General features: G+C 62.8%; 22 protein-coding genes. 6 read left to right on the top strand and 16 right to left on the bottom strand.

Annotated features, from left to right (window positions below; translation table 11 throughout):
* Window positions 1-86: 86 nt before the first annotated feature.
* The 13 genes from phoU to T5B8_RS10525 all read right to left on the bottom strand — a co-directional run bounded on the left by phoU (window position 87) and on the right by T5B8_RS10525 (window position 16564).
* Window positions 87-824, bottom strand: a complete 738-nt coding sequence (gene phoU, locus T5B8_RS10585) for a phosphate signaling complex protein PhoU (protein ID WP_353178568.1) — start codon at window positions 822-824, stop codon at window positions 87-89.
* A 26-nt stretch (window positions 825-850) separates the two neighbouring features.
* Window positions 851-1684, bottom strand: a complete 834-nt coding sequence (pstB, locus tag T5B8_RS10580) for a phosphate ABC transporter ATP-binding protein PstB (RefSeq protein ID WP_502950792.1) — start codon at window positions 1682-1684, stop codon at window positions 851-853.
* A gap of 60 nt (window positions 1685-1744) precedes the next feature.
* The gene (pstA, locus tag T5B8_RS10575) at window positions 1745-2914 is read right to left on the bottom strand and encodes a phosphate ABC transporter permease PstA (RefSeq protein WP_353178566.1); all 1170 of its coding nucleotides are present in this window, start codon (window positions 2912-2914) and stop codon (window positions 1745-1747) included.
* A 20-nt stretch (window positions 2915-2934) separates the two neighbouring features.
* Window positions 2935-4164 (bottom strand): phosphate ABC transporter permease subunit PstC, encoded by a 1230-nt coding sequence (gene pstC, locus T5B8_RS10570; protein WP_353178564.1) that lies wholly within the window; start codon window positions 4162-4164, stop codon window positions 2935-2937.
* 107 nt (window positions 4165-4271) lie between these two features.
* Window positions 4272-5297, bottom strand: coding sequence for a PstS family phosphate ABC transporter substrate-binding protein (locus T5B8_RS10565; protein ID WP_353178563.1), 1026 nt, complete (start codon window positions 5295-5297; stop codon window positions 4272-4274).
* A 129-nt stretch (window positions 5298-5426) separates the two neighbouring features.
* Window positions 5427-7085, bottom strand: coding sequence for a choice-of-anchor I family protein (locus tag T5B8_RS10560; RefSeq protein ID WP_353178561.1), 1659 nt, complete (start codon window positions 7083-7085; stop codon window positions 5427-5429).
* Between the two features lie 87 nt (window positions 7086-7172).
* Window positions 7173-8381: a porin gene (locus T5B8_RS10555; protein ID WP_353178560.1), complete on the bottom strand. Its 1209-nt coding sequence runs from the start codon at window positions 8379-8381 to the stop codon at window positions 7173-7175.
* A gap of 263 nt (window positions 8382-8644) precedes the next feature.
* On the bottom strand, window positions 8645-9973 hold the full coding sequence (phoR, locus tag T5B8_RS10550) for a phosphate regulon sensor histidine kinase PhoR (protein ID WP_353178558.1): 1329 nt from the start codon (window positions 9971-9973) through the stop codon (window positions 8645-8647).
* A 30-nt stretch (window positions 9974-10003) separates the two neighbouring features.
* Window positions 10004-10699, bottom strand: coding sequence for a phosphate regulon transcriptional regulator PhoB (gene phoB / locus T5B8_RS10545; protein WP_353178677.1), 696 nt, complete (start codon window positions 10697-10699; stop codon window positions 10004-10006).
* A 93-nt stretch (window positions 10700-10792) separates the two neighbouring features.
* A complete protein-coding gene (pepN, locus tag T5B8_RS10540; RefSeq protein WP_353178556.1) occupies window positions 10793-13411 on the bottom strand; it encodes an aminopeptidase N in 2619 nt (872 codons plus the stop codon).
* A 90-nt stretch (window positions 13412-13501) separates the two neighbouring features.
* On the bottom strand, window positions 13502-14623 hold the full coding sequence (locus T5B8_RS10535) for a beta-ketoacyl-ACP synthase III (RefSeq protein WP_353178555.1): 1122 nt from the start codon (window positions 14621-14623) through the stop codon (window positions 13502-13504).
* 257 nt (window positions 14624-14880) lie between these two features.
* Window positions 14881-16305: an alpha/beta hydrolase family protein gene (locus T5B8_RS10530; protein WP_353178553.1), complete on the bottom strand. Its 1425-nt coding sequence runs from the start codon at window positions 16303-16305 to the stop codon at window positions 14881-14883.
* Window positions 16306-16324: 19 nt separating this feature from the next.
* Entirely contained in the window at window positions 16325-16564 is a 240-nt protein-coding gene (locus T5B8_RS10525; protein WP_353178551.1) for a hypothetical protein, read from the bottom strand.
* Window positions 16565-16715: 151 nt separating this feature from the next.
* Here T5B8_RS10525 and T5B8_RS10520 point away from each other — a divergent pair, with 151 nt between their 5' ends.
* Window positions 16716-17234: a YqiA/YcfP family alpha/beta fold hydrolase gene (locus T5B8_RS10520; protein ID WP_353178550.1), complete on the top strand. Its 519-nt coding sequence runs from the start codon at window positions 16716-16718 to the stop codon at window positions 17232-17234.
* On the opposite strand, the gene T5B8_RS10515 is transcribed toward T5B8_RS10520, so the two are convergent.
* Window positions 17185-18267 (bottom strand): quinone-dependent dihydroorotate dehydrogenase, encoded by a 1083-nt coding sequence (locus T5B8_RS10515; RefSeq protein WP_353178548.1) that lies wholly within the window; start codon window positions 18265-18267, stop codon window positions 17185-17187. The genes T5B8_RS10520 and T5B8_RS10515 overlap by 50 nt on opposite strands.
* A gap of 186 nt (window positions 18268-18453) precedes the next feature.
* Between T5B8_RS10515 and T5B8_RS10510 the strand changes: the two genes are divergently transcribed.
* From T5B8_RS10510 to T5B8_RS10490, 5 genes are all read left to right on the top strand, one after another.
* Window positions 18454-18660 carry a hypothetical protein gene (locus tag T5B8_RS10510; protein WP_353178546.1) on the top strand — a complete coding sequence of 69 codons (207 nt, stop codon included), beginning with the start codon at window positions 18454-18456 and terminating at the stop codon, window positions 18658-18660.
* A gap of 110 nt (window positions 18661-18770) precedes the next feature.
* Window positions 18771-19814: a tRNA dihydrouridine(20/20a) synthase DusA gene (dusA, locus tag T5B8_RS10505; RefSeq protein ID WP_353178545.1), complete on the top strand. Its 1044-nt coding sequence runs from the start codon at window positions 18771-18773 to the stop codon at window positions 19812-19814.
* Window positions 19814-20404: a peptidylprolyl isomerase gene (locus T5B8_RS10500; protein ID WP_502950791.1), complete on the top strand. Its 591-nt coding sequence runs from the start codon at window positions 19814-19816 to the stop codon at window positions 20402-20404. Before dusA ends, T5B8_RS10500 begins: the two co-directional genes overlap by 1 nt.
* A 7-nt stretch (window positions 20405-20411) precedes the next feature.
* Window positions 20412-21140, top strand: coding sequence for a UDP-2,3-diacylglucosamine diphosphatase (locus T5B8_RS10495; RefSeq protein WP_353178542.1), 729 nt, complete (start codon window positions 20412-20414; stop codon window positions 21138-21140).
* 70 nt (window positions 21141-21210) lie between these two features.
* Window positions 21211-21972, top strand: a complete 762-nt coding sequence (locus T5B8_RS10490) for an SDR family NAD(P)-dependent oxidoreductase (RefSeq protein WP_353178540.1) — start codon at window positions 21211-21213, stop codon at window positions 21970-21972.
* 8 nt (window positions 21973-21980) lie between these two features.
* Here the strand turns inward: T5B8_RS10490 and T5B8_RS10485 are convergent, their stop codons facing one another.
* The gene (locus T5B8_RS10485; RefSeq protein ID WP_502950730.1) at window positions 21981-22739 is read right to left on the bottom strand and encodes a ferritin-like domain-containing protein; all 759 of its coding nucleotides are present in this window, start codon (window positions 22737-22739) and stop codon (window positions 21981-21983) included.
* 32 nt (window positions 22740-22771) lie between these two features.
* On the bottom strand, window positions 22772-23959 hold the full coding sequence (locus tag T5B8_RS10480) for an O-succinylhomoserine sulfhydrylase (protein ID WP_353178673.1): 1188 nt from the start codon (window positions 23957-23959) through the stop codon (window positions 22772-22774).
* Window positions 23960-24294: the final 335 nt, after the last annotated feature.

Here is a 24294-nt window from a genome sequence, read left to right as displayed (position 1 = left end):
GCCAATCAGGGACGCCGATAGTATCAAAGCCCGGCGCGGCTTTTGTGCGCCGCACCGGGGTTTTGCAGTCGCGGCCGGCGCCGGGCTCAGCCACCACGCCGGCGGGCGGCCCCTTCGTTGATTTCCTTTTCCATCGCCTCGAGGCCGATATGGCGCACATCCTTGCCCTCGACGAAGTACACCACGTACTCGCCGATGTTGGTGGAGTGATCGCCGATACGCTCGAGCGCCTTGACCGCCCAGAGCACATCGAGCATGTGCCGGATGGTGCGCGGGTCTTCCATCATGTAAGTGATGCACTGGCGCACCACGCCTTCGTATTCGCGGTCGACATCTTCGTCCTGCTGGGCGACCCGCAAGGCCGCTTCGGAATCGAGCCGGGCAAAGGCATCGAGGGCGTCGCGTAGCATCTCGCGCACATGCCGGCCCAGGGTCTCGATCTGACGAAACGCACTCTTGGGCCGATCGTAGCTGGCCAGATGGGTGGCCATACGACCGATCTTCTCGGCTTCATCGCCGATGCGCTCGAGATCGGTAATGGTCTTGGCGATGGCGATGATCAGGCGCAAATCGCCCGCCTGGGGCGCGCGCCGCGCGAGTATCCGGGTGCATTCCTCGTCGATCTCGACTTCCATGCGGTTGACTTCGGTATCGCCCTGAACGACATCCTCGCCCAGTGTGCCCTCGCCCGAAATCAGGGCGCGCACGGCGTCGGCAATCTGCTGCTCGACCAGCCCGCCCATCGAGAGGACGAGTTCACGCACATCCTCGAGATCGGCATCGAATTGTTTCGAGGTGTGTTTTTCCAGCCCGACCTTATCCATAGCGTTCTCCTGACCGTACGCCGCGTTCAGCCGTAGCGGCCGGTGATGTAGTCCTCGGTCTTCTTCTCGCGCGGATGCGTGAACAGCGAGTCGGTATCGGCGTATTCAACGATATTGCCCAGATGGAAGAACGCCGTATAGCCCGCCACACGTGCTGCCTGTTGCAGGTTATGGGTGACGATGACGATGGTGTAGTTCTCCTTGAGCTCGTCGATGAGCTGTTCGACCGTGGCCGTGGCAACCGGGTCGAGCGCCGAACAGGGTTCGTCCATAAGCAGAACCGACGGGCTGACCGCGATCGCACGCGCAATACACAGGCGCTGTTGCTGACCACCCGACAACGACAGTCCCGGCATGTCGAGACGGTCCTTGACCTCTTCCCACAGGCCGGCGCGCTTGAGCGAATGCTCGACCAGATCCTCCATATCGGTGCGCTTGCGCACCTGGCCGAGGATCTTCGGCGCATAGGCGATGTTGTCGTAGATGCTCTTCGGGAACGGATTGGGCTTTTGAAAGACCATGCCGATATGCGAACGCAGTTCCACCACATCGACTTCCGGTGCGTAGATGTTCTGGTTCTCGAACTCGACCTCGCCTTCGATGCGCACATCCGGGATGAGATCGTTCATACGGTTCAAGCAGCGCAGAAACGTCGACTTGCCACAGCCCGATGGGCCGATCAAGGCGGTGACCTCGTTTTCGGCCACTTCCATCGAAACGCCATGCAATGCCTGTTTTTCACCGTACCAGACGGCCAGGTCGTTGACCTTCATTTTCGTCTTCTGCTTCACCTGCGGGCGCTCCGTGGTCGGCACTTGCACCACCTGGGTACTGTCGCCGGTCAAATCTCGTGTACGCATCCTAAGTCTCCGCCCGATAAAATGGAAAATGTTTCAACCCGTTAGATCGCCGCTTCCCGACTACCAGCGGCGCTCGAAGCGATTACGCAGAATCACCGCGCTCGCGTTGAGCGTAATCAGAAGTGCCAGCAACACCAGAATGCCGGCCGCGGTCAGGCTCACATAGGCACCTTCCGGCATGCCCGACCAGGTATAGATCTGCGCGGGCAGCACGGTGGCGGCCTCGGTCATGCTCGTCGGCGCGTCCGGAATATAGGCGATCATGCCGATCAGCAGCAGCGGCGCAGTTTCTCCCATCGCCTGCGCGATGCCGATGATCGTGCCGGTGAGAATGCCCGGCAGCGATAGCGGCAGCACGTGATCGCGAATCGCCTGCCAGCGCGACGCGCCTACGGCCTGCGCGCCCTGACGGATATTCTGTGGCACCGCCTTGAGCGCGGCACGGGTACTGATGATGATCACCGGCAGCGTCATCAGCGACAGGGTCAGACCACCGGCGAGCGCCGACGAGCGCGGCACGCCGAAGAAGTTGATGAAGATCGCCAGACCCAGCAGACCGAACAGAATCGAGGGCACGGCCGCGAGATTGTTGATATTGATCTCGATGGCCTGGGTGAAGCGATTGTCCGGGGCAAACTCTTCCAGATAGATTGCCGTGGCCACGCCAATGGGAAAGCTCACGATGAGCACGACGAGCATCACATAGAACGAGCCCACAAACGCCGACCACAGACCGGCATTGGACGGAATCTTGGAATCACCCGAGAAGAACAACCCGGAGTTGAAGCCGTAGGCCACCCGGCCCTCGGATTCGAGCCGTTCCAGCGTCGACCTCATATCGGGATCGAGCCGGTCGCTATAGCCTTTGCGAAACTGGTCCACATGCGCGGTCGCGGTCAGCCAGCGCGTCTGGGTGGTGCCCATCAGCGAGGGGTCGGCATCCACCTGACGCGGAATACTGCGAAAGAAGGCGCGCGAAACCAGCGGCGAGATCTCTTCGGGCACGGATTCGTTGGTGAACTTGACCGTATCCTCGTTGTAGGTGACCTCGGCCTTGATTTCGGTCTGTACGAAGGCCGAATACCCCTGGCGGATCATGTCCGAGAAGAACAGCACGAGAAACGCCATCGCCAGCACCAGCGCGCCGATGCAATAGGCCTTGAAGCGTTTCTCTGCCCGATACCGTTTCTTGAGCTGGCGCGACGGCGTCAGCGTAATGCCTTGACTCATAATCGAATGCCCTTGCAGCGCTATTCGTAGGACTGGCGGAACTTGCGGATGATGATGATCGAAACCAGATTCAGCGTGAGGGTGACCACGAACAGCACCAGACCAAGCGCGAAGGCGGCCAGGGTTTCCGGGCTGTCGAAGGCCTGATCACCGGTAAGCGCATCGACGATACGCACGGTCACCGTGGTCATGTCCTCGAGCGGGTTCCAGGTCAAATTCGGTCGCAGGCCGGCGGCCATGACCACGATCATGGTTTCACCCAGGGCGCGCGAGATACCCAGTAACGAAGCGGCCATGATCCCGGGAAACGCCGCCGGCAGAATGATCTGCTTGATCGTTTCCGACTTGGTTGCGCCCAGCGCATAGGCGCCTTCACGCAGGCTGTTGGGGATGGAATTGATCACGTCGTCGGACAACGACGAAATAAAGGGAATGATCATGATGCCCATGACCAGCCCCGGCGCGAGCGCGTTGGTATAGGAGGAGTGCAAACCGAAGAAATTGGCTACCTCCACCACCAGCGGGCTGACCGTAATCGCGGCGAAAAAGCCATACACCACGGTCGGGATGCCGGCCAGGATTTCCAGCAGCGGCTTGGCCAGCGTACGCACCCGGTAGCTGGCGTATTCGGACATGTAGATCGCCGCCAGCAGGCCGACCGGAATCGCCACCGACATGGCGATCAGGGTGATCATGAACGTGCCGGCGAACAGCGGCACCGAACCGAATTGCGAGTTGGCAGCTTCCTGGCCCGGGCGGAATGTGGCCACGGGCGACCAGTTGGTTCCGGTCACGAAATCCCAGACGCTGACCTGACTGAAGAACTTCAGCGCCTCGAACAGAATCGAAATGATGATGCCGAACGTGGTGAGAATCGACACCAGCGACGCCGCGAACAGCGTCCAGTAGACGAATTTTTCGATCGCGTTGCGGGCGCGCAGCGAGGGTTCGACCTTGCGCAGCGCCAACGCCAGACCAATGGCGGCGCCAAACAGCGCGAACGACAACACGAACGGCGCCGACGGTACGCGTACGCCCAGCAATGCGGCGCCGGCGGCAACCACACCGATGGCCAACGCAGGCAGCGCCATCCAGGTCGCCACATACACGCCGTACTGCGCCGGCAGCGAATGCATGCGGCTGCCGGCGGCATCCGACAACAGCGCCTTGCGCCGACCGAGGGCAAACGCCACTGCGGCCATGGGCACGAGACCGCCAAAGAAGATGAGCAGGATCTGGCTGGTTTCCAAAACGCGTTTCCTAGGCTGAAATGCGAATGCGGCGGGTCGCCATCATAATCAAGATGGCGCCGACGCGCCGCCAAGCGGCGGCGGCCGGCGCCCATACGGTCGAGCTGTTAGCCCTTGAGATCCGATGCCTTGAGCTTGGCACGGGATTCCCATTCGCTACGCTCTTTCTTCAGACGATCTTCCGGCAGCGGAATCAGGCCGAGGTTCTTGAGATAGCCACGGTCGCTGACCATCTGGTCGGACAGGAACAGGTCGACATAGTCTTCCATGCCCTTGACCTTATCCAGGTGCGCGTTCTTGGTGTAGAAGAACAGCGAGCGCGACACCGGGTATTCGCCCGACGAGATCAGATCACGCTTGGGCTCGACGCCGTCGATCTTGGCGCCCTGGATCTTGTCGCGGTTCTCTTCCAGATAGGAGAAACCGAAAATGCCGAAGGCGTCCTTGTTCTGGGCCAGCTTCTGCACGATCAGGTTGTCGTTCTCGCCGGAGGGCACGTATTTGCCGTCCTGACGGATGGTGGTGTAGCCCTCGTCGTAGCCGTCGATGTTTTCGGAGCCGTGCTCCATGACCAGCTCTTCGAAGGCGTCACGCGTGCCCGAGGAGGTCGGCGGGCCGTAGATCAGGATTTCACGATCCGGCAGCGACGAATCGATATCGCTCCACTTGTTGTACGGGTTGTCGACCAGCTTGCCGTCTTTCGGCACCTTGGCAGCGACCGCCAGCGTGATCTGCTCGCGGGTCAGATCGATTGCGTCGTCCGACTTGCTCTGCGCGAACACGATGCCGTCAAAGCCGACCACGTTTTCGGTGATGTCCTTGACGCCGTTTTTCTGGCACATCTCGAATTCGGACGGCTTCATGCGGCGCGAGGCGTTGGTGATGTCCGGCGTATCGTCACCGACACCGGCACAGAACAGCTTCATGCCACCACCGGAACCAGTGGATTCGACGACCGGCGTACGGATGTCGGTGGTCGCGCCCAGTTCCTCGGCGACGTACGACGAGAACGGATAGACCGTGGACGAACCCACGATACGAATCTGTTCGGCGGCCTGCGCGGTACCGACCGCGGCGAGCAGGCCCGCGGCGATGCCCGCCACGCCCAGCGTGTGTTGCAAACGAAGTTTCATCAATGTCTCCCGGATGAAATGTCAGGCCAGCCCTTCTGACCTGCGGTGAGTGTGGGAGCCGACTTTGAACAGGGTATTGCCGATTGATGACAGATTTGTGACATCCGCGGCCAAACCCTGTCATCGCGGCTATTTCAGGTCGAGTCGATAGAGCGTGGTCGAGCCGCTGACCTCGTTACCGACCGCCAACAGCGGCACCCCGGGTACCGGACTTTGCTCGGCATCGATGAACACGATGCTTTCCGGGCCCAGATCACCAGCCATCAACGCGCCGTTTTCGGTGTCCATATCGACGCTGACATCGCGCGCGTTGGTATAGCTGACATATTCGGGGGCATCGACATCGGTGATGTCGTAGACGAAGAAACCGCCCATGCGCTCCAGACCAATGAACGCATAACGCCGACCGTCGATCACGCCGTAGGCGATGGCTTCGGGTTCCGGCCCCTTGTTGTCCGAGCGCGAATCGCCGTCGTTTTCGTTATTGTCATTGTTGAACTCGTCACCGTAACGCTCGCCGGTAATACGCTCGAAGTCATCGCCGGAGTCGTAGACCAGTTCGGCGGTATCCGCGCGTCGGATCGAAAACGAGCGCGCGCCAAAGGCGTAGAGCGCGTCGTAGATCGGCTCACCCTCGCCATCGGTTTCGCCAGTACGGCCCAGGGTCGTCGTGACCTTGAGATCGCCCAGCTGGGCGTCTTCCTGCAGCGCAGCCGCGTTCGCAAAGGCGTCGGGGTCCAGCGACAGATCCTTCACGTCGGCCTCTTCGCTGAAGCCGTCATAATCGCGCGAGTCGCCCTCGTTGGCGGTCAGCAGGTAGGTGGTGCCGCCGTCCTCGAAGGCGGCGATCGTATCCGGCTGATACATGCCCATGACCGGCACGGTGCGGATGTTCAGGCCGTCTTCGTTGCTCGGGTCGATGCCCTGCCCGGCCGCGCTGTGGTCCTTGTAGCCTAGCGGCAATACATCGGTAATCCGCATCGCTGCGAGATCGATGACCGCGATGGCGTTGTTCTCCTGCAGACTGGCATAGGCATGCTCACCGTCGGCCGCCACGGCGATATATTCCGGCTCGAAATCCTGGGCGGCGGTCGCGTTCGGGCCGAAAATACGCACGCCCTTCGCGCGCAGCGCATCGGCCTGGTCGTTGAAGTCCTCGAAACCCAGGGTCGTCACCGTGGGCGCATTGAAGCCGCCCGTCACATCGACCACGCTGATCGAGCCTTCCGGATCGTTGGTGTAGTCGTCGTTCGGCTCCCCCTCGTTTGCCACGAGTACGCGTGTGCCGTCGGGCGTGAAGGTAACCATATCGGGCAACGCCCCGACCGTGGCCTCGCCGAGCTTTTCCAGCCCCGTGCCGGAGTAGAACACCACCTTGCCGGGCGCCTGCGTGTCGTCGGCTTCGATGGCTACAGCGACGGTGCCCTCGTGTACGGCAACGCTATTGGCCGAGTCGCCTTCCGCGGTGGCATCGATCTGGCCCATGCGCAGGAGGCGGCCGCTGCTGTCGATGGCCAGCACGTCGACCGTTTTCGCGTTCGAGTTGACCACGTACAGACGCTGGGTGGTTGCATCGTAGGTCACGATCTCGGCCGCGCCTTCGTCGAACACATCGTCGAGAAACGACTCGCCGGCGGCAGGCTGCACCTGGTAGCGGCCGACACGGGTCACCGAGAGTGTGCGTGCCGGTGCGTCATTGGCGGTTTCGACCGAGTTATCGTCGTCGTTACAGCCGCTCAGCCCGACCACGGCGAGCGCCGCGGCAAAGCATACTGTTAAATATTTCATGTTTCCGTCGTCCAAAAAAAAAGACCCCGGACGAGCCGGGGTCATGATCAAAGGGAGCAATCCGCTTCTTTTTCTTCAGGGGAGTTGTTACAGAACCTGCTGGAACTGCAGGAACAGCGTGTTCTGATCGCCACCGATGTTCGACGGCGCCTGGACCTGGCCGTTGGCATCGTTGGTGTAGAGCACGTCACGACCGATTTCATAGGTCAGCTGAATCTTGGCGTCGTGCTTGTTGAAAAAGTAGTTCAGACCGGCCGAATAGCGCTTGTCCATGTCGTCATACTTCTCGCCGCCGGCATAGAAACCGTCGTCCGGGTCGAGCGCGGAAAAGCCGGCCACGAATTCCAGCTTGCTCGGCACGACCATGTAGCCGGCCTTGACCAGATAGGTCGAGAACTTAGCGTCGCCGTTTTCGTCGACCAGACCGGTGGAGCTCGCCGCGCCGTCGATGGTGTCGGCATCGAAGTACTGGACCGCCGCATCCGCCGAGAAATAGCCCGAACGAAAGCCGGCGTCCACGCCGTAACCGTTGACGGTGTCGTACTGATTCTGGATGTCGTCGTCGCTGATGTCGTCGTCGTTGTTCCAGGTGAAGGCGTTCAGGCCCATGCCGAATTTGGTCTCTTCACCGAAGGCGCCCTGGGCCATCTTGAATTTGCCCAGCGGCGTCCAGTCAATACGGCCCGCAACCATGTTGCCGAAGTACTCGGCATCGGAACTCACGCGCGACTCGAAGTCGACCTTGGAGAAGCTGGGGTCGATACCGGCCTGGTAGATGCCCAGCGAGCCCTGAACCATGTCGTTGTCGTCGAGGTTGTAGGTCACGCCCATCTGACGATCCGGCACACCGTAGTTGTGATCGCCCACGACCGTGCGCTCGACGAATTGCTGGCGCTTGGAGGAGGTCAGCAGTTCACGCGAAAACGGCACCTTCGCGTTACCCACCGTGATGTTGCCCATCGGCAGGCCGGAATAGTTGATGAAGGCGTCCTTGACTTCCGGATCGTCCGAGGTGTCGCCGAAATCCACCTGCCAGATGCCATAGATGTTCTCGGTCAGCGTGCCTTCGATATAGAAGCGCATACGACGCAGAAAGAAGTCGTCGCCCGAATCGCTGCCCTCGGCGTCGCCATTGTCACCGTCGACCAGACGGTACTGCGGTTGCAGACGGCCGCCGATCTCCAGCGACTTGTTGCCTTCTTCGTAAAGGGTGATGCCAGCCGAAGCGAGCATGGGCATGGCGGTCACGGCCGCGCCGGCGAGCACGCCCATGGCGCGCAGTTGAAAACGGTTCATCAGTAGGTCTCCCTGGATTGTGTCTCGGCTTGTGCAGCCGCGGGAGAAACTACCTAAGGCGTATGACAGCCAGATAACGACTTTATGACGGTCCAGTGACAACGCCGCACGCATGCAAACGCGCCGCCGGGCCGCCATGTAAGCACGCCGCGGCCCGGCCGTGCCGGCCGCCCTGGCGATCGTCGATTAAAGGCAGAAACGGCCACCGGGACGTCGCATCGGTCAGACCGGTTCGACGCCGGTCGAAGCGCTCGATGACGGGCTCAGGCCGCCTGGCGGTCGAGCGCGCGCTGGGCCGGGAAACGACAGGTAAAAGTCGAACCGTGGCCGGGTTCGCTGTCGATATTCAGTTCGGCCTCGTGATGCTCGAGACAGTGCTTGACGATGGCCAGGCCCAGACCGGTGCCGCCCGTGCTCGCCTGTCGCCCGGCATCGACCCGATAGAAACGCTCGGTCAGGCGTGGCAGGTGCTGGGGTTCGATACCGGGGCCATTGTCGGTGACCGAAAAACAGGCAGCGTCCTCTTCGCGCCACCAGCGCACGGTGATCTTGCCTTCGTCGCCGGTGGTATAGCGCACCGCGTTGGACAACAGATTGGAAAACACGCTTTCCAGTTCGCCCGGTCGCCCGTAGAGCCCCAGCCCCGGCTCGATATCCATGACGATTTCGTGCGTTGTGGCATTCGCACGCCGGATATCGTCGACCAGCGACTGCAGCATGGCGGGGATATCGATACGTTCCTGGCGTTGTTGCAAACCTTCGCTTTCCAGGCGCGCGAGCTTGAGCAGGCTTTCGATGATGCGATTCATGCGCCGCGACTGCTCGCCCATCTCCCGGATCGGTGCCTGCCAGCCCTTGAGCGGGCCGTCGCTGGCGGCTTCCTCTTCCATCATCTCCAGATAGCCGCGCAGCACCGTAAGCGGCGTGCGCAGTTCGTGCGAGGCATTGGCCACGAAGTCGCGCCGGGTATGCTCGAGACGCTTCTGTTCGCTGATATCGCGGGCAATCAGCAGGCGTTGATTGTTGCCGTAGGGAATCAGGCGCAACAGTAATGTGTCCGCTTCGTTGACGGGCGACGGTACTTCCAGTTCGCCCACCCCTTCGGCTTTGATCAGATGACTGGACACCCGCGGATGGCGCAACAGATTGGCCAGACGCTGCCCCAGATCCTGCGGACTGCGCAGTGCCATGAGCGCGCCCGCGGCTTCATTGAACCAGACGATACGTCCCTGCGAATCCAGCACCACGGCACCATCCGGCAGCGCCGCGGTCGAGGCCTGGAATTCGTGGACGATGCTCTTGAGCCGTTTCTTGCGTTTGCGATTACGCTGCTTGAGCCGATACAGCTCGGTATAGATTTCCTGCCAGACACCGATGCCGTCGGATGGCTCGATGCGGTCCGAGGCCAGCCATCGATGCAACTGGTAGGCATAGGCCAGGTGCATGCCCAGATAGGCGCACACACCCAGTAACACGGCCACGAGCACATAGCCGGTAAACAGCCCGAGCAATACGCACAGAGCCAGCCACGCCCCGATGAGCAACAGTTCGCGCCGCCATACGCGCGCCACACCAAGCGTGGGCATACTCATGAGTCCGCCGGCCACGCCATGGGCGCGGCCCTACACACCCTTGCTGGAAAAACGATAGCCGCTGCCGCGTACCGTCTGAATGAAATGGTCGAAGCCATACGGCGCCAACGCCTTGCGTAGACGCCGGATATGGACATCCACAGTGCGCTCTTCGACGAACACATTCTGTCCCCAGACACGATCGAGCATCTGCTCGCGCGAGTACACGCGCTCCGGGTTGCTCATGAAAAAACGCAGCAGCCGGTATTCCGTGGGTCCCAGCTTGACCGGCGAATCGCCAGCGGCGACCCGCTGGCTGGCCGCATCGAGCACCAGCCCGTCGAGCTCCAGGGTTTCGTCCTCGCCGCCCGGCAAACTGCGACGCAGCACCGCGCGCACGCGCGCAACCAGTTCGGAGGACGAAAACGGTTTGGTGATGTAGTCGTCCGCGCCGAGATTGAGCCCGCGTACGCGGTCGTCCGCATCCACACGCGCGGTGACCATGATCACCGGTAACTGGGCGGTGAGTTCGTCGCGGCGCAGCTCGCGCGCGAATTCCGCCCCCGACACGCCGGGCAACATCCAGTCGAGCAACACCAGATCCGGGCGCCGCTCGGCCATCGCCAGACGCGCACTCTGGGCATCCTCGGCTTCACTGACGGCAAAATCCGCCCGTTCGAGGGCGAATCGGATCATGTCGCGAATCGGCGCTTCGTCCTCGACGATCAGAACATGCTTGTGCTGCATTACGTGGGGTCTCATGGGGACTATGACGCCGTAACGCTAGGCACTCGATATTACAGCAACATGACAGTTATTTGGCAGCGGGCACCCGCGGCCTCAGTCCGTGCTATCGCGGCGCTCGAGCCCGACGGTCACGATTTCGCGCGTATTGTCGGATAGTTGCGCGGCCGCGATACGCTCGAGCGCGCTGCGCATGCCGTCGGCCTGGGCCGGCACATGGCGTGCCCAGTCGGTGAGCATGGACGCCAGGGCCGCCGCCAACTGCGGATTGAGCGGATCCAGACGCAGGATTTCGTCGGCGACCAGGCGATAACCTTCGCCATCGGCGCGATGAAACCCCACCCGATTGGCGCGCACGAACCCACCCAGCAGCGCACGGATACGGTTGGGGTTGGTGAAGTCGAAACGGCTATCGCCGAGCAGTTCGCGCACGTGCTCGACGCTGTCGTCGCGGCGCGTGCTGGCCTGCAGGCGCAGCCACTTGTCCATGACCAGCGGGTAATCGGCCCAGCGCTCGGCGAAATCGGCGAGCACTTGTTCGCGTTCGGGCACATCCATATCGCGCAGCGCGTCGAGCGCGGCCATGCGATCGGTCATGTTGTCGGCGCATTCGTAAACGCTGGCCGCGCGTGCGGCGATGCCGTCGGCCTCGATCGCTGCCAGATAGTCGAGTGCGAGCGCGAACACGCGTCGGCGCCCGGCCTCGGCCACATCGAATACGTAGGCTTGCGTGGGCGCATGGGCATCGGCGAGTGCCGCGAAGCGGGCATCAAAACGGCGCGCGATCACCTGTTTGAGCGCGCGCCGCGCGGCATCGACGGCGAAGATATCGATCGTATCGAACTGTTCGCCGAGCATGGCTTCGCTGGGCAGCGTGAGCATTTCCGCGAGCAGTTCGCGATCGTCCGGCGGGTTGTCGAGCAACGTGGCGATTGCATCGAACAACAACTCGGGCGCCGCGACCGGCGCGCTGCCCGCGCGTCGCGCCTCGACATCGGCGATCAGTGTTTTCAGGTACAACGCCTGGGCCGCGTCCCAGCGACACACGGGGTCGCTATCGTGGGCCATCAGCCGGGCCAGCGCGGTATCGCTTTGTTCGTATTCCAGACGTACGGGGGCGGTGAAACCACGCAGCGCCGATACCGTGGGTTCGGCCTCAAAGTCATCGAACGTCCAGTGTTGTTCGGCCTGGGTCAGACGCAACACCTGCGGCGCACCCACCGGCGCACCGTTGGCATCGAACAGTGCGATCTCCACCGGGATGTCGAACAGGGGCTTGTCGGCCTGGCCGGGCGTGGCCGGGGTGTGCTGCGACAGGGTCAGCTGCAGGCGTCCATCCGCGAATTCGGTGGCCACCCGCACACGCGGCGTGCCGGCCTGAGCATACCAGTGCCGGAACTGGGCCAGGTCCAGGCCGGTCGATTCTTCCATCGCAATGACGAAATCCTCGATGGTCACGGCCTGGCCGTCGTGCTTGTCCAGATAGTGGCGCACGGCCGCGATGAAGGCCTCGCGCCCGGCCATCTGGGCGATCATGCGGATCACCTCGCCGCCTTTTTCATAGACGGTGATGGTGTAGAAATTGTTCATTTCCACATAAGATTCCGGGCGCACCGGATGCGCACGCGGGCCGGCGTCCTCGGGGAACTGGATTTCGCGCATGGCGCGCACCTGGCGAATCCGGGTCACGCCGGGCGAACCCTGATCGATCGCGAACTGATGCTCGCGATAGACGGTCAGCCCTTCCTTCAACGACAGCTGGAACCAATCGCGACAGGTCACGCGGTTGCCGGTGTAGTTGTGGAAGTACTCGTGGGCGACCACGTCGCGCACCAGCGCAAAATCGCTATCCGTGGCGGTATCGGCCCGGGCGAAGATACAGGCCGTATTGAATACGTTCAGGCCCTTGTTCTCCATCGCGCCCATGTTGAAGCTGCCCACGGCGACGGTGACATAGCTGTCGAGATCGTATTCCAGGCCGTAGGTGTCTTCGTCCCAGGCCATGGCCTGCTTGAGCGAGGCCATGGCGTGGTGGCACTGATCCTCGTTGCCATGCTCGGTGTAGAGCCGAAGATCGACCGTACGCCCGGAGGCAGTGGTATAGGTATCGCGGATCATGCCCAGATCGCCGGCGACCATGGCGAACAGATAACAGGGTTTCGGGAACGGGTCCTCGAACACCGCATAGTGGTGGCCGCAGGGCATCGGCCCGGATTCCACGCAATTGCCGTTGGCCAGCAACACCGGAAACGCCTCGGGCCAGGCCACGATACGCGTGGTATAGCGCGCCATCACGTCGGGGCGGTCCGGGAAATAGGTGATCCGCGAAAAGCCGTTGGCCTCGCACTGGGTACACAGAATATCGCCGGAGCGGTACAGCCCTTCCAGCGAAAGATTGTTTTCGGGGTGGATCGTGTTCTCGATCAGCAGTTCGAACTGATCGGGCGGATCGAAGATCGTGAGCGTCGTATCGTCTACACGGTATTGCGAGGCGTGCAGCTCGCGACCGTCGATCGCGAGCTGTTCGAGTGCCATATCCCGGCCATCGAGCACCAGCGGCCCGGTCGCACTCGCCTGCGGGTTGCGCCGCAGCTGGTGGGTCGCCCGTACGTGGGTATGGTCCGCCTCCAGGCCGAACGCGATATCGACATGGTCGATGAGATAGCCCGGCGGCTGGTAGTCGGCGCGATACTTGCGCTGTGTCTGGCCCGTCATAACAGCCTGTCCAATCGAATTGTTGGTCCGGTAAAAGACAGCGGCCGTGGTCCGCTGTTTTCAACGCTCACGCGCGCGGCGTGCGATGTCTCAACGCTTGCGTGTCACCACGCTACCCGCGGAATAACCCGCACCGAAGCCGCACAACACGCCCACGTCACCGGCGACCATATCGTCCGAGAACTTGTGGAACACGATCACCGGCGAGGCCGAACTGGTGTTGCCGTATTCGGCCAGCACTGACGGCATTTCCGCTTCCGTCGCATCCCGGCCGAGCACGCGTTTGCAGATGAGCGTGTTCATGTTGATATTGGCCTGATGCAGCCACAGCCGCTTGATATCGGCGGCCTCGAGTTCCAGCTCGTCAACATGCTCGCCGATCATCTGCGCGACCATCGGCGCCACGTCCTTGAACACGCGCCGGCCGTTCTGCACGAACAACCGGTCTGCATCCGAACGCGCCGTTTCCTCGGTGCGATTGAGAAAGCCGAAGTTGTTACGGATGTTGTTGGAGAACTCGGTCTTGAGCTTGGTGCCGAGCACGTCGAAGCCCTGCCCGTCGGCCACATCGTCGCCGTGCTCGATGAGCGCGGCGGTGCACACATCGCCGAAGATGAAGTGACTGTCGCGATCGCGAAAATTCAGATGCGCGGAACAGATTTCCGGGTTGACCATCAGCACCGTGCGCGCACTGCCGGACTTGATCATGTCGGCCGCGGTCTGGATACCGAACGCCGCCGACGCGCAGGCCACGTTGATATCGAAACCAAAGCGCCCGCCGCCGAGATATTTCTGCACCTCGACCGCCAGCGCCGGGTACGGCCGCGGCAGATTGGAACAGGCCACGATCACCGCGTCGATATCCTCGGCGCGCTTGCCGGCCTTTTCGAGGCAGGGTTCGATCGCGGCCAAGGCCATCTCGCATTGTAGCGAGGGCTCGTCGTTACCGCGGGTGCGAATCCACGGATGCATGACCTCGGGGTCGATGATGCCGCTCTTTTCCACCACGTAGCGACTCTTGATGCCGGACGCCTTGTAGATGAAATCCGCATTCGACGGCGACAGCGCCTCCAGTTCACCGTTTTCGATCGCGCGCGCGTTATCGCGGTTGTAGTTCTCGACGTAGGCGTTGAAGGCGGTGACCAGTTCCTCGTTGGAAACCGACTCCGGCGGCGTGTAGAGCCCGGAGGCCGAGATAACGACGTTGTTCACCTGTATTCCCCTTCCATGACCGACAAAACAAGCAGTGCGCGGCATTCTCGCGCGCGAGCGCGCCTGTCACAACCGTGTCTTGTCGCGCGCAGTGGCTCAAGACAGCGAAAGATCGCTTACTCCGCACGCACGCTGGCGTCGTGTGCAGACATCATCCGGCACTGCAATCCCCGGTTGCGTATGGCAAGCAGGCGCGCGCCGACCTCGCTCAGAGCCAGCGCTGGGTTTGCCTCACACACGATCGGCGCATGAATCGATCAGCGCTTGCCCGGGTTCACGATCAGCTCGTGTTGCGCCAGCGCATCTTCGACAAACGGCAGCAGTTCGGCCTCGCGCCGAACCGACAGGTGCGAGCCGTGATACCAGTGCATCGCCGGCTCGTCCCAGTGATGCCACAATCGCAGTGGCTGATCCGGATCGACCAGACGATCGGCGGTCGCGGCAAAGATATAGCGCCGTTCTCGGGGCACAACGGGGGCCAGATGCAACGGCGACACCGGGGCCATCAACTCGCTCAGGCGAGGCTGGGACAGCCCCTGGGCTTCGAGGTAGCGCAGATGCAGGGTCGGCATATGCGCCCACAGCGCGGCCGGAATATCGGTGAGCGGAATACCTGCGATCACACAGGCCAGATCGGCTTCGAAAGCGGCCAGCAAAGCGGCATGGTAACCGCCCAGGCTATAACCCAGCGCGCCGATCGACTGGCCCGGCTGCTGGGTTTCGATCCAGGCCTTGAGCCGGCGCAGATCCCAGAGCCCCTGGGCCTGGGCATGCACCAGATCGGCCATCGGCCCGTCCAGAAAATGCCCGCCCGTCACCCGCGCGATCCGGCGCGCACCGTGCAACGGCAGAATCGGCATCGCCACGTTCATGCCGAACTTCAAATGCAGCCGTTTGGCCCGAAACAACGATAGATCGAGCGCGTCGACGCCCATGCGATAGCCATGGATACAAATCAGCCACGGCCGCGGCGCGCCTTCGTGGCGAAAGATACGTGCAGCCATGCGCTGGTTGGGCCGGTGCGCCTGCCAGCGCGCCGCGCCGGGCAAGGCTGGATCGGCCTCGAAATCGCTATCGAAATTCAGCCACTGGAAACGAAAGCCCTGCGCGCTGGCCGGTACCAGGCGAAAATCGCGCGGCGCGCCCGGCGCTCGGTGCCAGTCTTTGCCGCCGTTGTGCCAATAGCCCTGCTCCGCGAGCGTGCTGAGCGCCCGCAGCTCGTTGCAATCGCGTTTGACCACCTCGCCGCGCGGAATACGCGCGCCGGCGACAAACACGCCCAGCAGCGCATCATCGGTCGCGACCTTGCGACATACCGCCAGCGACAGGGGCGGTTCGGGAACCGCCAGCGGCCGTGCCGCCTCACGGGTGGCAACCCAACCGGCCGCCAGAAAACAGGCGATCGCGCCCACGATCAGCCCGCCACCAACGAACAGCCCAAGCCAGGGCCATAGCAGTACGGCGAGCAAGCCGCTCGCAATCGCGCTCACCGCCAGATACTGGGTGATCTGACGATCGCCCGGCCATAAAGCGATAGCGGTGGCACAGCCAAGCAGTGGCACACCGGCGCAGGTGGCCAGTATCGCGACAACCAGCCCATGGGCCCAGCCGAAAGCCAGCCAACCCAGCCCGACAGCGAGCGGAATCAGCGCGGCCGCCTGCCAGCGCGGTTGTGCGCGCATACGCCACGCCTGGGTCATCTCAACGCTGGGCCAGCGCGAAAACGATCACGCCGATGAGCGCCGCGAGCAGCACGCCCTGGCCCAGCCACAGCGCGGGATGGCGTTTTTGTACCAACCAGGTGGAAAGGCCCGCCGCGGCGGTGAAGCCGGCCGTGACCAGCGTGATCTGCACGACCTGATCGAAACCGCCACCGGCATCGGCCACCAGCTGTGGGTACGGCCACATCATCAGACAGACCACGGCATAGAGCAGCGTCATCAGCGCGCCGATACCCAGTGCCACCCAGTTGATGAAAGACAGGAGTTTCAGTGTCGGTCCCCGGCATCGAAAAGTCAGTCAGCGCACGATGAGACCGTGCACCGTGGCATAGTACGCGCGCGCCCCAATCAACGTCCACGCAAGAGTTGTCATGACCGAACCCCGCGTCGTCTTCGCCCACGGCAAGGAAAGCGGCCCCTGGGGCAGCAAGATCCAGCATCTGGCCACCATCGCCCAGGCACGCGGCTTCGCCGTGGAAAGCCTCGACTATAGCGACCTCATGGACCCGCTCGCACGCGTGCGCCGTCTGATCGAACACGCACCGAGCGGCCAGCCACTGGTACTGGTCGGCTCCAGCATGGGCGGCTATGTCTCGGCGATGGCCTGCGAAGCACTCGCCCCCGACGCGCTATTGCTCATGGCGCCGGCGCTCTATCTCGACGGCTATCCGGGCGACCCGGCGCACTGCCCGGCCGATACCATCGTCGTGCACGGCTGGGACGACGATATCGTGCCGCTGGCATCCGGCTACAACTTCGCCCGGGCGCGCCGTGCGGCGTTGCATGTCGTGGCCGACGGCCATCGTCTGGCCGAATCCATCGACTTCATCGGCGAAGTCTTCAACGCCCAGCTGAAACGCGCGCTCGGTCGCGTGTCACCACATTCTTGAGTGTGCGTGCGCGCTGGCCGGCCTGGACCAGCGCGGCCGCACGGGCGCAGTCGGCAATCAGACGCGGCCCCTGATAAATGAGTCCGGTATAGCACTGCAGCGCGGTGGCGCCGGCTTCGAGTTTGTCGCGCGCATCGCGTGCGCTCTGGATGCCACCCACACCGATAATCGGTATCGCCGAGCCCAGCCGTTCATGCAAGGCAGCGATCATGGCGGTCGAACGCGCACGTAGCGGCACGCCGCTCAAACCGCCGGCCTCGTTCGTCCAGCGCAGATCCACGCCGTCACGGGCGATGGTGGTATTGGTCGCGATCACCCCATCGATGCGGTGATAGAGCAACCGCTCGGCGATGGCATCGAGCTGCGCGGCGTCGAGATCCGGAGCGATCTTGACCGCCAGCGGCACATAGCGGCCGTCGGCGTCGGCGCGGCGATCGCGCGCCTCGCGTACCGCGGCCAGTAGCCCGTCCAGGCTGTCGCGGGACTGCATGTCCCGCAGCCCTTTGGTATTCGGCGACGAGATATTGATCGTGATGTAGTCGGCAATCGCGTACACGCCGTCGAGCGCTTTCAGATAATCGTCAACCGCGCGTTCGGCCGGCGTCGTCGCATTCTTGCCGATATTGATTCCCAGCGCGGTCGTGCCGCGCCGCCGCTTCGCGCGTTCGACCAGTGCGTGCACGCCGTCATTGTTGAAGCCCATGCGATTGAGCAGCGCCCGCTGTGCCGGCAGACGAAACAGGCGCGGCCGGGCGTTGCCGGCCTGCGGCTCGGGCGTGACCGTGCCCACTTCGACGAAACCGAATCCGAGCGCGGCCAGACCGTCGATACAACGACCGTCCTTGTCCAGGCCCGCGGCCAGGCCGATCGGGTTGGGTAATTGCAGGCCCATGAGATCGACCGGCACATGCGCGACCTTGCGTCCATACACCCGACGCGCGATCGCGGCGCTATGCGCCAGCGTACGCAGGGTCACGTCGTGGGCGGTTTCCGGTTCGAGCGCGAACAACGCACTGCGAGCGAAGGCGTACATGAACGCTCCTGCCAATCCAGCGATGAGAAAGCCTCAATGGCGCGCATTGTGACGGCGATCACGCCCGTGCGCGAGTTCGGTCGCGGTTTGCAGCGCCACGCCGACGCCCAAGGCAACACGCAAGGTGAATGACGCGCACCGCGCCATAGATTCCTCGAGGTCGCTGGTGCTTACACAATATTGATCATGCGTACGCCGGTTCGCTTCATTAATTTCGAACACACCCGTAAATCAGCCGGATTTTCGTTGATGAAAAGCGTGAACCATTGCCCGCATTGCGGCACCTACAGCTGTTTTCGTATTCGTCGCAACCACGTACAGCGGTTATTCAACCGCCCGCAACGCTGGCAATGCGAATCCTGCGAACGCATCAAGCGCGTGCGCGCCTATTGAGTAATCCGGCGCCCTGAATACCGCTCGAGCGTGAACGAGGTCACGCATATTGCTCGGACCGTGACCAACGAACGCCAACCCTCGGGGCAAAGCGCGTAAAATATGTGCCGATGACGCGAGTACACACGCAAATCAGCACACACGGCGATACACCCTCGCCGCCAGACAAGCGCACCCCCGGCGCGCGTATCAGCGTCGCGCCGATGATGGCGTGGACCACGCGGGAGCAGCGCTATTTCATGCGCCAGATCAGCCGGCGTGCCCTGCTCTATACGGAAATGGTAACCACCGGCGCCCTGATCCACGGTGATCGCGATCGGTTTCTGGCCTATCACGCCGACGAGCATCCGATCGCCTTGCAGCTGGGCGGCAGCGAGGCCACGGCGATGGCCGAATGTGCGGCGATGGCCGAAGCGCATGGCTACGACGAGGTCAATATCAATGTGGGCTGTCCGTCGGATCGGGTCCAGAACGGCACCTTCGGCGCCTGTCTGATGGGCGATCCGCAACGCGTGGCCAATTGCGTGGCCGCCATGAAAGCGCGGGTTTCGATCCCGGTGACGGTCAAGACCCGTATCGGCATCGATGACCAGGACAGCTATGCATTCCTGCATGCCTTTACCGGCGCGGTGGCCGCGGCCGGTGCCGACGCGCTGATCGTGCATGCGCGCAAGGCCTGGCTGTCGGGTCTGAGCCCCAAGGAAAACCGCGAGGTTCCCCCGTTGAACTACGCACGGGTTCATGCGCTCAAGCAGGATTTCCCGAATCTAGCGATGAGCATCAACGGCGGCATCGTCGATCTGGATACGGCCGCGGATCAGCTCGAACACGTCGACGGCGTGATGATCGGCCGCGAGGCCTACAAGAATCCCTATGTCATGGCCGATGTCGACCGGCGTTTCTTTGATGCCGATGCCAGCGTGCCGAGCCGCGGCGAGATCGTGGCCGGCATGCGCGGCTATATCGCCGATCATCTGGCCGCGGGCGGCGCGCTCAAGGATATTACCCGCCACATGCTCGGTCTGTATCATGGCCAGCCGGGCGGTCGGGCCTGGCGACGCGTGCTTTCCGAGCAGGGTCATAAAAAGGATGCCGACCTGAACGTACTCGACGCGGCACTCGCACGCGTCGAACCAACCGAGGCCGTTGCCTGATGAAGTCAGTACGCACTTTGCTCGTTACCGTATTTGTTTCCCTCGCGCTATGCGCGCCCCTCGCGTTCGCCGCCGGCGACGCCAGCAAGGATGATTCCATGGTTGTCATGCATACCAATCTCGGCGATATCACCATCCAGGTTTTCGAAGACCAGGCCCCGAAATCGGCGGCCAACTTCCTGCAGTACGTACGCGACGGCTTCTACGACGGCACGATCTTTCATCGCGTGATTCCGGGCTTCGTGATTCAGGGCGGTGGCTTCACCGAAGACTATCGCCAGAAAAAGACCCGCGACCCGATCGTCAACGAAGCCGATAACGGCCTGAAGAACGACCGCGGCACCCTGTCCATGGCCCGCACGAGCGACCCGAACTCGGCCACCTCGCAGTTCTTCGTCAACCTCACCGACAACGCCCCGCTCAACCCGAGCCGCGGCAATGCCGGTTATGCGGTATTCGGCAAGGTCACCGACGGCATGGATGTAGTCGACAAGATCGCAGCCACGCCCACCGGCTCGGCCGGCCCGTTCCGCCAGGATGCGCCGCAGGATCAGGTCGTGATCGAGACGGCCGAGGTCGTCGAAGACTAGCCTCGGGGTGGCGGTTCATCTGCTCGCCGATGTCCATCTGACCGGCGACGACGACCCCAACGCCGAGCGCCTGATGCGCTATCTGGACGGCCCGGCCCGCGCGGCCGAGGCCGTCTACGTATTGGGCGACCTGTTCGATGTATGGGTCGGCGACGATGGCTCACTGCCGGTGCATGCCGGCGTGATCGATCGCTTCGCCGCGCTTGCACGAACGGGAGTGCCGTTGTATTTCATGCGCGGCAACCGCGATTTCGCCGTGGGCGAGGCGTTCGTTGCCGCCAGTCATATGCAGATTCTCGACGACCCGGTCGTGGTCGAGCTGTGCGGCATCCCCACCCTGCTCTCGCATGGCGATATCTTCTGTACCGACGATACCGCCCACCAGGCGTTTCGTGCCCGCTATACCGACCCGCGCTGGCGCGCACGGATGATGAAAATCCCGCTGTGGCTGCGCCGGCGTATCGCCCGACGCGCACGCAAGCGCAGCATGCGCGGCAAGACACGCAAGCCTGCCGAAATCATGGACGTCAATGCCGAGGCGGTATGCCGGGCCATGCAAACGCACGATGTGACGCGCCTCATCCACGGCCATACCCACCGGCCGGACACCCACCACTTCGAGATCGCGGGTGACGCCTGTGAGCGTATCGTGCTCCCCGACTGGCGCCCGGACCGTGCCCAGGTCCTCGTCGCCGATCAGCGAACCCTCGAATACCTGGATGTGGCCTCGTGGTAGCGACAACGCTGCGCAGATTTGATCAGCCGTGATAATCTGAAATTATCGCATTTCACAATTAGTCTTCCGCATGAGTAACTACACCCTGATCACCGGCGCCAGTTCCGGCATCGGCGAAAGCATCGCGCGTGAATATGCCGAGAACGGCCACGACCTGATTCTTACCGCCCGGCGCACGGAGCGACTGGAAAAACTGGCCGGCGAGCTGCGCGAACAACACGGGCGCACCGTCGAGGTAATCAGTGCCGATCTGGGCGATCCGAACGGCGTGGCCGAACTGGCCGATACCATCGTCGAGCGCGACTGGGCTTTGCGTGGACTGGTCAACAATGCCGGCTTTGGCGACAGCGGCGCCTTCGCCAAGCGACCGCGCGAAAAACAGCTGGCGATGATTCAGGTGAATGTGACCGCCCTTGTGGACCTCACCCACCGCCTGCTGCCGGTGCTCGAACGCGCCCAGCAGCCGTTCATCATCAATGTTGCCTCGGTCGCCGCTTTTCAGGCCGGGCCGAACATGGCGGTCTATTACGCCAGCAAGGCGTTCGTGCTGTCGTTTTCGGAAAGTCTGGCCGAGGAATTACGTGGCCGCGTGTCGGTCAGTGCCCTGTGTCCGGGGCCGACGGAATCCGAATTTGCCGAGCGCGCGGAAGCCAGCAAGGCCAAGCTGTTCAAGATGGGCACCATGACCAGCCGCGACGTCGCCGCGTTTGGTGTCAAGCATCAAAACGACACGATCGTCATTCCCGGCATGCGCAACAAGCTCATGGTCTGGGGCGGAAAGGTCACGCCGCGCGTGCTGCTGCGCCGTATCGCCTATCGCATCAACCGCTGAGCTGGATATCAGCTGTGGCGGCGGGCGAGCCAGTCGAGCTCGTTTTCCGAAAATTTCGCCTTGCGCCGGGCCGGAAAGTTGTACGGCCCCGGCGGGCCGCCGTTCATGTAGTCGTCCAGTAGCTGGGTGAAGGTGCTGTCTGGGTCGAGCCCGCGCGGCTCGGCACAATAGCGAAACCAGCGGGTGCCGATTTCCACATGCGGCACTTCTTCTTCGAGAATCACTTCCAGAATGGCCACGGTCTCGGCATCGCCGGCCTGACGGAGCTTTTCGATCATGCCCGGGGTGACATCCAGCCCGCGGGCTTCCAGCACGCGTGGCACCAGTGCCATGCGGATCATCACGTCATGGGCGGTCTTGACCGCCATTTCCCATAATCCGTTATGCGCATCGAAATCGCCGTAGGTGTAGCCGTAATCGGCCAGGCGGTTATTGAGCATTTCGAAATGGCGTGATTCGTCGGCCGCCAGACTCAGCCAGTCGGCATAGAACGCTGCCGGCATGCCGCGAAAACGATAGGCCGCATCCAGGCCGAGATTGATCGCATTGAACTCGATATGGGCGATGGCATGAATAAGTGCCGCGCGCCCGGCCGGCTTGCCCAGCCCGCGCTTGGCAAGCTTGGCCGGATGGACCAGTGCGGGCACGTCCGGCCGCCCGGGTACGACCACCGGCTCCGGCGTGCCGCCCGCCTTGGCCAGCGCCGAACTATCGGCGGCGTGCAATGCACGAGCCGCCACGCACTTGGCCGCCGGATCGCGCGTCATCAACGCGTCGTAGACGTCGTCGATGTGCACGATCAGCCCAGGCCGCGTGCGAGATCGGCGATGATGTCTTCGACGTTTTCCAGGCCGACGGAAATCCGGATCACGCCTTCGGTAATCCCCGCGCGGGCACGATCCTCGGCGGAAATACGGGCATGGGTGGTACTGGCCGGATGCACGATGGTGGTTCGGGTATCGCCCAGATTGGCGGTAATCGAGAGCATTTTCGTGGCGTTGATCAGCGCGAATGCGGCCTCGCGGCCGCCCGCCAGGCGCAGCGACAGCACGCTGCCGAAGCCGCCTGGCTGCTGGCGCGCGGCCAGTTCATGCTGGGCATGCGATTTCAGGCCCGGATAATAGACATGCTCGACGCCCGGCTGCGCATCCAGCCATTCCGCCACCCGCTGGGCGGAACGGCAATGCGCCTGCATCCGCACTTCCAGTGTTTCCAGCGCCTTGTAGAACAGCCAGGCATTGAACGGGCTCATCGTCGGCCCCGCCGTGCGCAGAAAGCGAAAGACCTTGTCGCCCACGATATCGGCATCCCCCACGACCGCGCCGCCGAGCGCGCGGCCCTGGCCATCGAGGAACTTCGTGGCCGAGTGGGTCACCACATGGGCGCCGAAATCCAGCGGCCGTTGCAAAGCCGGCGTACAGAAACAGTTATCGACCACCAGCAGCGCGTCGTTGTCGTTGGCGATCTCGGCCAGCGCCGCCATATCCACGATTTCGGTCAAGGGGTTGGACGGCGTTTCCACGAACAGCATGCGCGTGGCCGGCGTGATCGCGGCTTTCCAGGCCGCCACATCCTCGGGCGCGACGAAGCTGGTGGTAATGCCGAAGCGGGACAGATAGTTGTTGAACAAGCCGATGGTGGAACCGAACAACGTATGTGCGGCCACGATATGATCGCCGGCTTCGAGTGTGGCCAGACAGGTGGCCAGAATCGCCGACATGCCGGAGGCGGTGGCCACGCAGCACTCGCCGCCCTCCATCGCGGCCAGGCGCTTCGAGAAGGCATCCACGGTCGGATTGGTGAAACGCGAGTAGATATTGCCCGGCGCCTCGCCGGCAAAACGCGCCGCACATTCCTCGGCGGTTTCGAACACGAAACTCGACGTCATGTAGATCGCGTTGCTGTGTTCGCCTTCGGGGCTGCGATGGGTGCCGGCGCGCACGCCGCGCGTGGCCGTGCCCCAGCTGTCGTCGAATTCGTCGGTCATAAGAATCTCCAGGCAATGGGTCTCGGGCATAAAAAAACCTGCACTCGCGATTGCGATGCAGGCTTGCCGTCCCTCGACCGTTTAGCGGAATTTCAGGCCTGCCAACAGTTACGCGAATCCGCCGCGCCGCCGGCGATTTTCTGCAGACCAAGGCGCAGTGCGCGTCGTGTAGCGTGGCTACATGAGCGAACTGCAACGCCGGAATGCTGAAAATCGCCGACGGCCCGCAGGGTTGCGCTCAAAATCCCGCCAAGCGGCGTTGCTCGTCGCTCATTGGGTCAAACCCAATTTCGCTCCTCTTGCCTTGCTTGACCGAATTTTGCGCAGCAACGCGG

The sequence above is a fragment of the Salinisphaera sp. T5B8 genome, from assembly GCF_040361255.1.
In the GTDB taxonomy this organism is placed as follows: Bacteria; Pseudomonadota; Gammaproteobacteria; order Nevskiales; family Salinisphaeraceae; genus Salinisphaera.
This window is presented reverse-complemented; position numbering and strand designations above follow the sequence as displayed.